Here is a 9092-nt window from a genome sequence, read left to right on the forward strand (position 1 = left end):
ATCAACAAGCCCGACCAACCCCAGCCCGACGACCAAACGATCCCGGCACAGCGATAGAACGACCTACCTGCCTTGATCACGTTGACAGGTTCCGCACCGCACCCCACCTCGTCGCCCTCGTCCGAGCAGGCACCCGCTTCGAGAACGGTCACCTCGCCGAACAAGACGAGACCCTCGCAGCATGAACCCCCTCAACTGATCCACAACTCTTGACTATTGCTCCCACTGATATCCCCGTGGGTTTTCTCGTTGTCCTCGACCTCACCCCCAAAACCCGCAAAGCTCCGCTCCACCAGTGCCTTCGCGTCACCGAGGTACCCCCAGCCGAACCCGGCGGCCGCTCCCACGCCGTGATCACCGTACGTATCCAGGGGAACACCAGATCCCCCTCGTACTCCTCAACTCCCGCTGCCTACCGCCAGCGCAGCCGTGTAGATCAGCCCTGATCTCTCGGGCATGACCCGCGCTGGCGCGGGTCAGCGCGGGTCCTACCGGGCAGCCAGAGGCGGATGACGACTGGGAACCCGACTTCGACTTCATGTGATCCAGTGGCGCTGATCACCTCGTCTGGCGGCGGGTGTCCCCTGCGTGCCGACTGCGATCCGGGACAGCGCGCGGATGCGGGCGGCTCGGGTGTCGCCCTGCATGCAGGCGACGATCTCGTGGTCGTCCAGGCCGGCCCAGTACGGGAACGAGGCTCGGTCGTGGTCGGCCACCCCGAGCCAGTTCAGGGGGCGGGTCGGGATCGTTCCCGCGTTACAGGCCGGCCTCCGCGAGCTGCTGCGCGGCGTGGTCAGTCGGCCTCCTGGTCGGCGTCGGCGAATCCGTGGACGGTGCAGACGATGGTCGGGTCGTTGTCCATGGCGCCGGTCAGTGCCCGGTACAGGTCGGTGACCGAGTAGACCGGCGCCCAGGCCCGGCCCACGCACTCGTCATCCACTGGGCAGGGCAGCGCCACGTCGAATCCGACCTCGCCCTCCCCGTCAGCGTCGGCGCGGAAGGCGAGGGTCAGGTACTGCTGTCCGAGGCTGATCTGTGCGGCACGGTCCCGGCCGCCCACCAGGTCCGAACCCGGCCGCCACCGCCACAGCGGCAGAATCTCCGGGCCGAAGAAGCCGCGCACCAGGAGCAGGTCACCCAGGCCGACGTTTGCGCCGCGTCCGAGGTCGGCTTCGCGGCCCTCGGACAGGCGCTGCAGGAGCGGCTCCAGCCGGTAGAGGCTGTCTGCGAAGACCACCTGATCGAAGCCCTCGCGGGGCAGGGAGCTGTAGGCCTGGACCATGGCCTTGTGCTGGGCGCGCACCGTGTCGGCGGGAACGCTGCGGTTGGCCGGGCGCGGGTCCTGCCGCTCGACACACACCTCAGCGGGCGTCGCTACCAGGACCGCGACGCAGCGCACACCGTGCCGCTTCGCGGCAGCGACCAGGGGCGCGCGGGCGGCTGCGGTGACATTCGTTGCGTCGATGATCGTGGTGGCCTTGCGGGCCATCCGGTACTCCAGCAGCAGGTGCAGGACGTCGACCGCGTCTGCGGTCGCACCCTGGTCGCCGGCGTCGTCGCTGACCGCCGCACGCAAGGTGTCGAGGCTGAGCACCTGGGAGGCGGGCCAGGTGGCGGCCAGCGTCGACTTCCCGGCACCGGCAGGCCCGATCAGCACCACCAGGACGTTCTCACTGAGCTCGCCATCGAACAGGACAGCCATATCGATCTCCTTCACAAAGAGGGGTGTTGTTGCCAGTGGCTGGCGGGTGGGCCGCGCGATCAGGTCAGGGTGGTGGCGGCGGCCAGGGCGAGCAGGACCAGAGCGGCCAGGCTGAGATCGACTGCGCCCTGCAACCGGCGGTACTTGGCCATCACCAGGACGGACAGCACCCGGATGCGGGCAAGGCGCATGTCGTACTGCAGGCAGTCACGGATCCCTGCGTCATCGAGCTGCGCCCAGTACGGGAAAGACGCGCGGTTGGTGCCCCCGAGACGAGGCCGGACGACCAAGAGCAGCAGCACGGCCGCCCCGGCCAGCGCCAGCACGGCTGCCGCGCCCACCCCGACCGTTAACAGGGGCAGGCCTCGCGGGGCGAGGGATGCAAGGCCGGCCAGCAGCGCGCCGTCGAACGCCAGCAGCAAAGAAGCCTTGCCGTCCGTCCGGCCGATCTCCTGGGCGACGGCCTCACAAGCCGCATCCGCTGCCCGCGACCACGAATGGCCATCCGGCCGCGAGGCAGCCGGTTCAGGGACGGCCGGTCCGAGGTGTGCAGGGGGCGGGCGGGAGAACCAATGCAAGCTCACCGGGACGCTCCTTGAAGGTCAGCCGCCAGCTGGTGCGCAGCCGGCGGCAGGGTGTAGGTGCTGGGGTCGGCGGGCGTGCCGTCATGGCATTCGAGGCAGCAACCGAGGGTGCGCAGAGGCAGGACGTAGATGTAGCGGCGGCCACAGGTGGGCCGCGGGCAGGTCTGGCGTGCTGCCATCGCCCGGTCCAGCGCCCACTCCTGAGCGAGGGTGGGCACCCGCTTGGGCCGGGTCAGACGCACGTCGTACAGCCAGGCCCGGCCGGGATGGGTGCACGACCACTGCGGCGTGTAGCGGCAGCGTGTGCAGCGCAGGATGCCCACCGGCTCGTGTCCCGGCGAGAGGCTGCGGTCGCGGACCTGGCGGCGGGTGAGGAGATAGTCGGGGCAGCTGCCACGGTCGTACTCCGGCAGGCCCTGCACACCACGCAGAAGCCGCTTCTTTTCTTCGGTGCAGCGGCGGCGGGCGGAACAGCGGCGCATCACCGCCTCCAGATGCCGGGCAGGCGAGTCGGGCGCTGCGGATAGCGGGGACCGGGGCGCTGCGGGCGGGGCCGGCCGATCCGGCGGCGCGGGCGGGGGATGAGCATCAGCAGGTCCTCCAGAACGCGGTGTGTACGGACAGACCTGCGCCCCGCCCGCCGGGATACAGCGAGCGGGGCGCAGGGGCCGCGGCGAGCGGGTCAGGTGGAACGGGGCGTGATGTGCAGCGGGCCGGGGCTGGTGTAGCCCGGGCTCGGGGTGGCCGGCGGGCTCGCCGGTTCACCGTGCAGGTGGAGACCGATCCAGTAGCCGACCGTCAGCAGCACCTTGTGCCGATTGGCTCGCCACCAGGTCGGCTGCGGGGGCTCGGTCAAAGTGCCTATGCCGGCGGGGCCCTTCGCCACGAATGATTTCTCCTTCGAATGTCGGCAGGGGTGGTGCTTCGGCCGGGTGGCCTGTCCGGTGCTCGCGGTACCCGCCGGGCGGAGCGAGGACCGGGCGGAGCACTCAGAAACGCTGATGGCCCGCACCTGGCGGGTGCGAGCCATCAGCGTTGGTGGAACGGGGCGTCAGCCGAGATCTGACCGAAGTTCCTCTCCGGTCTCAGCGTCGTAGGCGACGCCTGTGGGAGAGAGGCGGATGCTGCGCGACTCGGCGCGGGACCCTTCCTTCCACGTCCTGCCTCCTACAGCGATGCGGACGGTCACGTCGGCAAGCGGATCAACGACAGGTAGGGAGATCTCGGGATCCTTGGGGTAGAAGTCCTTCCCCTTCGAGTTATGGGCACTCTTGCCTGATCCGTCGATCCGGAGGAATCGCGCGTTGCGGTCGAAATAACTCCGTAGTTCGACCACGACATGGTCTCTGTCGTTACTCCACTGAGCGACGACGTCAGCGGAGACTCCATCGATACGAAGGGTCGCCCCCGAGCGTCCCTTGTATGCGGCAGCCTTCTGTTCACGGTCCTTGGCGTCCTGCTGATCGTGAGCGTGCTGCCACACTCCTACCCCGGTGAGCGACAGGGCGGCAATGGTGGCGACGACCGGCCACACCCGGCGGCGTGATCCTGTCAGCTGTTCGTCCTTCCGGGGTTCCTTTGCCAGAGGCTGTGGAGGAACGCTGTGCCACGCGGGCGCCGGGCTGTCAGTGCTCTCGAACCACTGCGCGTCGTCTTTGCCCATGCGAGCGACGGTAGCGCGCAACTCCCTTGCCTGGTCGGGCCTTCCGGACACATCTGCGACCCGGGCCCGGGTGGACAGCCACGCCGTGGCCTGGTCGGAGTGGAGACCGTGCGCGGTGATGTCCTGCCGTTCCCCGATCGCCGCCAGCTCTGCCGCCTCACTGAACCGGCCCTCCGTCGCGGCCTGGATGACTGCGCTGTGCCGGGTGTCGATGTCGATGACATTCGGAGGCATGTCCCACCCCCATGCATCATCGGTCGCTGCCTCGGACTCGCGCGGCGCTGGGAGGATGTTCTGGTCCTCGCCGAGTCCGGCGTAGACGTCCTCGGCAGCGAACGGGAGGTGCGCCGGCGCCGGGGCGTCGTCCACCACGGTTTCGGCTTCGGCGACTGCGGCCTGTCCGGCCTGCTGTGCCTTGCGGCGCCGGGAGGATGTGTCGAAGAGTTCGGCTTCCTCGTCGCTGAGGGTGGTCTGGATGATGTCGACGTAGTCCGGGCCGATCTTCCACACCGCCTGCCCTGGCTCCAGCATCGGGATCCGCGCCACTGCCCAGGCAGGCAGTCCGAGGAGGGCTCCGACGGCGGCGGCCTCGGGAGGGCCGAGGCGCCCGACGTGGGCGATTTCGCAAAGCCGGGCCAGGTCCTGCGCGCGGCCCTCACCGAGGTCGGACAGCGTGTGCATTACGACCTTCAATGAGAGCGCAGCTTTGCGGCTGTTCTTGACCTGCCGCTGGATCAGCTCGGTTGTGTTTGATGAGAGCAGGATCTGCCAGGCCTCTTCGAGGACGAGGTGCCGGTGCACGGCCGTCGACTGCGGAAGCCACACGTGCTCCAGCCAGCATGAGACCGCCGCCATCAGTGAGGGGATTGCCGGCGAATTGCGGTCCAGCTTGGAAAAATCGAAGCTCAGGATGGGCAGGTCGGTTTCGGGCAGGCTCGCGTCCTGGCCGTCGAACAAGCCTGTGAGGCTGCCCTCGGTGTAGCGGGACAGGGCCATCGCCGCGCCCTCTCCCCACTCGGCTAGTTTCACGGCCGGCCACCGGCCGTCCTCGGGGCTGACCAGCGCGTCGACCACGCCGTTCAGCGATGTCGACTTGGGGTGATTGAGGGCGTGCTGGAGCGCGTGAGCGGCATGGTGGGTCAGCGCGCCGGGCTCAACCGCCAGGATCAGTGAACGCACCAGATGCTCGCGAACGTCCGGCGGCAACACACTGCTGACCGGGTTCAGGGTGAAATTGCCGGCCTCGATGACCCGGCCTCCCAGGGAGCGGACCAGAGGCGCCCATTCACCGCCGGTGCTGTCTTCACCGAAGGAGTCGATGACGACGGCCTGATGTCCGTGCTGGAGGATCTCGCGCCGGATCGTCGCTTTGGCCGTGGTGCTCTTACCCGAGCCGAGGCCGCCAAGACCAAGAGAGTTGGTGGACTGAAGGAACCTCTCATCGGCCTGGACAGGGGAGAGGTGGAAAGGTCGGCCGTCGAGGAGGGAGCGGCCGATCGGGATGCCGGGGAATTGGATGTTGGACGCGATGAGCGGGGCGGTGATGGCGGCGTGGTTGGAGGGAATGCGAATCATCAGAGGATCGCCCCTTTCCTGGTGGAGGCTCCGTGCGGGCTGGTCATCACGTGGGCGCGGTGCTGCTGACCAGGCAGCCAGTCGAGCCGAATGCGGTACCGGTCGGCGATGAGGGAGGTCTGCCAGCGGGCATCTGTTACGGCCTCGGGGCTGTCGCCCCACACGGTCAGGTAGGCGTCGACGTCTACGAGGGTGGCGCCCTGGACCAGCGCGCCGTGCGCGGTGCCGGAGGCGAGATCCTGCGCGTCGGCCTTCACCTTGTCGGCGGTGAACGCCTCACTCGCGGCCCTCTGCCATTTCGCGGAGCGGCGGGACTGGCCGATCGGCAGTGGCCTGTAGAGCACTGCGAGCGAGCGGTCGGCGGCGTTGCCGAGGAGCAGGTTCGGCATGAGGTCACCGCCCGTCTGCTCGGGCCACGCGGTGATCCGGGCGGTCGAGGCGTGCCTGCCGTCGTCGAGTGCGACCCACCCCGGTCCGCGCCCGACGACGGTGGGGATCGGCTCGGGGGTGAGCGGGGTGAGCGCACCGAGGGAGGCGAACTCCGCGGCCAGGGTGTCCAGGACGCGGGCGGGCTGCCCGGTGAGGCCCTTGGGGACGTGGACGGAGACGGTCTGGGTGTGGTCCACGTATTCGCCGGTGGTGGCGTGGTGGGTGACGTGGACCTGGACGCCCGCAGCGCGGGCCTGGCCGCCGGCGAACACCAGGGCGCGATCGAACGCTTCATGGAACGCGGCGCGGCGCTGGTCGTCCTGCATGGTGCCGTGGTCCGGGTACAGGGCCCATGTCGCGGTCGCGCCCGCGTTGCTGAACACAGCGGCAGGTGTGATGCGTTCGCGCAGATGCCGGTAGCCGACGGCCGCCCACCGCCCGACCGAGCGCGGCCCCGGCGCCACATTCAGCAGCGCGGCGGCCGCGCCGACCGCGCCGAACGTCCAGATCGGCGGCGGTGTGAGCATCGCCGACATCAGAACCGCGCCGCCGAGTCCAGCGTTGGCCTTGGTCAGCAGAGTCTCGACAGGGCTGAGTCCCCGCTGGAGAGCGGGAACCCGGTAGCCGGGAGTCAGAAAGTACACAGTGCTCTCCTTCGAGCTGGGGAACCATCCGGGTTCCGGGCCCGGCGCTCACCCGTGGTGCAGGTGAGCGCCGGGCCCGGGAGACGGACGGGTTATGGGTTGGGTGTCTGGCCCGAATGCGGCGGGGTCGGTGCCGCCCCGCGCGGTCCGGCCCTGCGTACGGCCGGGGGCGTGCGCTGTGACCCGACAGCCGGGGCGGGCGAACTGGCGGGCTGTGTCTGGCCGGCCTCGCGCGCCTGCTTGCGTTCATGGCTGAGGGCCGCAGTGCGCTCCGCGCGTTCGCGAACCTGGGTGATGGTGGATGCCGTGGTGAGCTGGCTGCCACGATTGCGCTGCTTGATCCCGTAGGAGGCGAGCAGCACGCCCCGGTCCTGGTGCAGCGCCCGGCCGGGGGTGTCGATCGTGCGCAGCCGGGCGGGGGCGTTCTCCCTCTCGTACGCGTCCGGCGCCCCGGCCCGCACCACAGCGTGCGCCAGCCGGCTGTCCGTACGGTTCTCCACGAACGACCTCGCGCCGCGGGCGACCCTTGGGCCGAACCACGGGACGCCGTGGAAAACCATCCGCAGCATCAGCGCGTCCGCGGCGACCAGGAGCACCCCGTCGACCACGAGCGACCCCTGAGCCAGTTGCACGAAAGGCGAGAGCAGGAGCAGAGCGAACGGCGCGAACATCAAGCCGAGCAGGCGAGTTGCCCATGCTTTGACTGCCGAGGTGTCGCCACCGCGCGCCAGTGACGCCAGCACGAGCGGCGCCATGCACACGAAGAGCAGGATGCCGAGCTGCCGCGTCATGAACACGAGCGCTGCGAACGCCAACGCGACCACGAGAGCGGCGAGCATCAGCAGCTTGCCGATCGGGTTGGCATCGGCCCCGGTCTTCATGTCCTCGCTGATCGCACCGAACAATGTGGTCTCGTCGGTGGCGAACATGGCCGTGAATGCGGAGCTGACCGCCCGGTTCAGCAGCATGACCGCACCCGGCACGGATGCCATGCCAGCCACGGCCGCCAGGGTCCACCCGGTGGAGGCTCCCATCTGCCGCATGCGCGGTGCGCCCTGCCATGCCGTCAGGGCGCAGACGACGACCACGCATACGAAAATCGAGACCGCGAGGTGTTGACCGAGCCAGAGAAACTGCTGATAGAGCCAGTTGTCCGTGCTCTTCGGGGCCCAAGCGTCCCGAGGAGCGGTCAAGCCCTTGATCTTGTTGATCAGGCTGTTCGCCAGCTTCGTCACGTTGTCGGCAGCGTCGTCGGTGAGGCCGCTTCCGCCGGCGCCGGAGTGACCACCGCTTTGGTGGTCACTCCGGCAGAACTCGTATCCCGGCGTTCCTTTCAACAGGTCGCACGGGTCGTCCTTGTCGGCCATCGCGGTCAGCCCTTGGCCTGGGTGACCGTGGAGAACAGCTCACTGCCGTAGAGGGCCAGGACCACGGCGACGAACAGGGTGCCGAGCGCGAGCGAGCCCTTGCGCAGTGCGCCCTTGGGGTCACCGGCGACGGAGAACAGCATCTTCAGCGCGATCACGGCGATCACGGCGGCGATGGCCTTGGTGACCAGACCTCCACCGGTCAGGCCGATCGTGTCGAAAAAGTCCTTGAAACCCGCGCTCATGTCGACGGGCTTGGCGAGGTTGAAGAACTTGGCAGCAGCCATGGGTCAGATCTCCTCAGTGTGGTGGGTGACGGGGCGGGCGACGGCGACCAGGTCGGTCATCGTGTCCATGGGGTCGATGCGGACTTTTGTGCCGGGCCGGGGGGCGTCGATAATCCAGCCGCCCCCGATGGCAATTCCGACGTGGTGAATGCTGGTGGCGCTTGTTCCGTAGAAAACGAGGTCTCCCGGCTGAACCTCGCCGGGTTTGACCGGCTCGGATGCGGCGTACTGCTGGGCTGCCGTGCGGGGCAGGCTGATTCCCGCTTTCGCGTAGGCGTAGAGCGTGAGCCCGGAGCAGTCGAAACCGGTGATTTTCTTCCCGGAATGGCCACCTGGGGAGCAGCACACGCCGGTGCTCGGACCGTGCGCGTTTCCGCCGCCCCATGAATATGGCTTGCCGATCATTGCGGCCGCTATCTGGATCGCGGTAGCGGCCTGCGTGGCACGGCCCCGGCGTAGTTGTCCCTTGAGTGGTTCTGCCCCGTTTTGATGTGGCTAGTTGCAGGACGAGCGCGACTTCTGATGATCTTTCAGGTCTCTACGCCAAAAGATCGTCACAGGAGTCGCGCTCGTGCCCGTATCTTCGCCGATCCCCCCTGCCGTTGGCCAGCTCGCGGACCTTGCCCTGTGGGAGACAGAGCTCGCCACTGACCCGGCAGTAGTAGAGTCCGAGCTGGTCAGCAGGTTGCGGCAGGTCCCCGACCTGCGCGCGAAGCGCGGCCGGCGCCACGCCCTCGTGGTGATCCTGGCCTTGACCGCGTGCGCGACGCTGGTGATCGGCGGTGACTCGATCGCTGCGATCTGGCAGTGGGCGGCCCGTGCCCCGCAGGCGAAGCTGGCC

The 9092-nt window shown here is 68.8% G+C and carries 11 protein-coding genes; 1 reads left to right on the forward strand and 10 read right to left on the reverse strand.

Annotation, left to right across the window (positions count from 1 at the left end):
* Nucleotides 1–536: 536 nt before the first annotated feature.
* The 10 genes from ABZT03_RS41755 to ABZT03_RS41800 form a co-directional block, all read right to left on the reverse strand.
* Nucleotides 537–716 carry a hypothetical protein gene (locus tag ABZT03_RS41755; RefSeq protein WP_356049223.1) on the reverse strand — a complete coding sequence of 60 codons (180 nt, stop codon included), beginning with the start codon at nt 714–716 and terminating at the stop codon, nt 537–539.
* Nucleotides 717–793: 77 nt separating this feature from the next.
* Nucleotides 794–1702 carry an ATP-binding protein gene (locus tag ABZT03_RS41760; RefSeq protein ID WP_356049225.1) on the reverse strand — a complete coding sequence of 303 codons (909 nt, stop codon included), beginning with the start codon at nt 1700–1702 and terminating at the stop codon, nt 794–796.
* 59 nt (nt 1703–1761) lie between these two features.
* A complete protein-coding gene (locus tag ABZT03_RS41765) occupies nt 1762–2286 on the reverse strand; it encodes a Pycsar system effector family protein (protein WP_356049226.1) in 525 nt (174 codons plus the stop codon).
* Complete coding sequence (locus ABZT03_RS41770) at nt 2283–2771, reverse strand: RRQRL motif-containing zinc-binding protein (RefSeq protein ID WP_356049228.1); 489 nt, start codon at nt 2769–2771, stop codon at nt 2283–2285. The genes ABZT03_RS41765 and ABZT03_RS41770 overlap by 4 nt, the downstream gene beginning before the upstream one ends.
* A gap of 197 nt (nt 2772–2968) precedes the next feature.
* A complete protein-coding gene (locus tag ABZT03_RS41775; RefSeq protein WP_356049229.1) occupies nt 2969–3172 on the reverse strand; it encodes a hypothetical protein in 204 nt (67 codons plus the stop codon).
* Nucleotides 3173–3337: 165 nt separating this feature from the next.
* Nucleotides 3338–5524 carry a hypothetical protein gene (locus ABZT03_RS41780; protein WP_356049230.1) on the reverse strand — a complete coding sequence of 729 codons (2187 nt, stop codon included), beginning with the start codon at nt 5522–5524 and terminating at the stop codon, nt 3338–3340.
* On the reverse strand, nt 5524–6597 hold the full coding sequence (locus ABZT03_RS41785; protein WP_356049232.1) for a hypothetical protein: 1074 nt from the start codon (nt 6595–6597) through the stop codon (nt 5524–5526). The genes ABZT03_RS41780 and ABZT03_RS41785 overlap by 1 nt, the downstream gene beginning before the upstream one ends.
* A 92-nt stretch (nt 6598–6689) precedes the next feature.
* Entirely contained in the window at nt 6690–7964 is a 1275-nt protein-coding gene (locus ABZT03_RS41790; RefSeq protein WP_356049234.1) for a hypothetical protein, read from the reverse strand.
* Nucleotides 7965–7969: 5 nt separating this feature from the next.
* On the reverse strand, nt 7970–8251 hold the full coding sequence (locus ABZT03_RS41795) for a hypothetical protein (RefSeq protein ID WP_356049236.1): 282 nt from the start codon (nt 8249–8251) through the stop codon (nt 7970–7972).
* 3 nt (nt 8252–8254) lie between these two features.
* Entirely contained in the window at nt 8255–8656 is a 402-nt protein-coding gene (locus tag ABZT03_RS41800; protein ID WP_356049238.1) for an NlpC/P60 family protein, read from the reverse strand.
* A 166-nt stretch (nt 8657–8822) separates the two neighbouring features.
* Here ABZT03_RS41800 and ABZT03_RS41805 point away from each other — a divergent pair.
* Nucleotides 8823–9092: transposase family protein (locus ABZT03_RS41805; RefSeq protein WP_356049239.1), on the forward strand; the 270-nt coding region annotated here is incomplete at its 3' end.

Source organism: Streptomyces sp. NPDC005574 (assembly GCF_040605435.1).
In the GTDB taxonomy this organism is placed as follows: Bacteria; Actinomycetota; Actinomycetes; order Streptomycetales; family Streptomycetaceae; genus Streptomyces.

What these genes read in the sequence shown, in the direction of transcription:
- ABZT03_RS41760 (WP_356049225.1), bottom strand. Translation starts at nt 1,702, where the DNA reads ATGGCTGTCCTGTTCGATGGCGAGCTCAGTGAGAACGTCCTGGTGGTG.
- ABZT03_RS41780 (WP_356049230.1), bottom strand. Translation starts at nt 5,524, where the DNA reads ATGATTCGCATTCCCTCCAACCACGCCGCCATCACCGCCCCGCTCATC.
- ABZT03_RS41790 (WP_356049234.1), bottom strand. Translation starts at nt 7,964, where the DNA reads ATGGCCGACAAGGACGACCCGTGCGACCTGTTGAAAGGAACGCCGGGA.
- ABZT03_RS41795 (WP_356049236.1), bottom strand. Translation starts at nt 8,251, where the DNA reads ATGGCTGCTGCCAAGTTCTTCAACCTCGCCAAGCCCGTCGACATGAGC.
- ABZT03_RS41800 (WP_356049238.1), bottom strand. Translation starts at nt 8,656, where the DNA reads ATGATCGGCAAGCCATATTCATGGGGCGGCGGAAACGCGCACGGTCCG.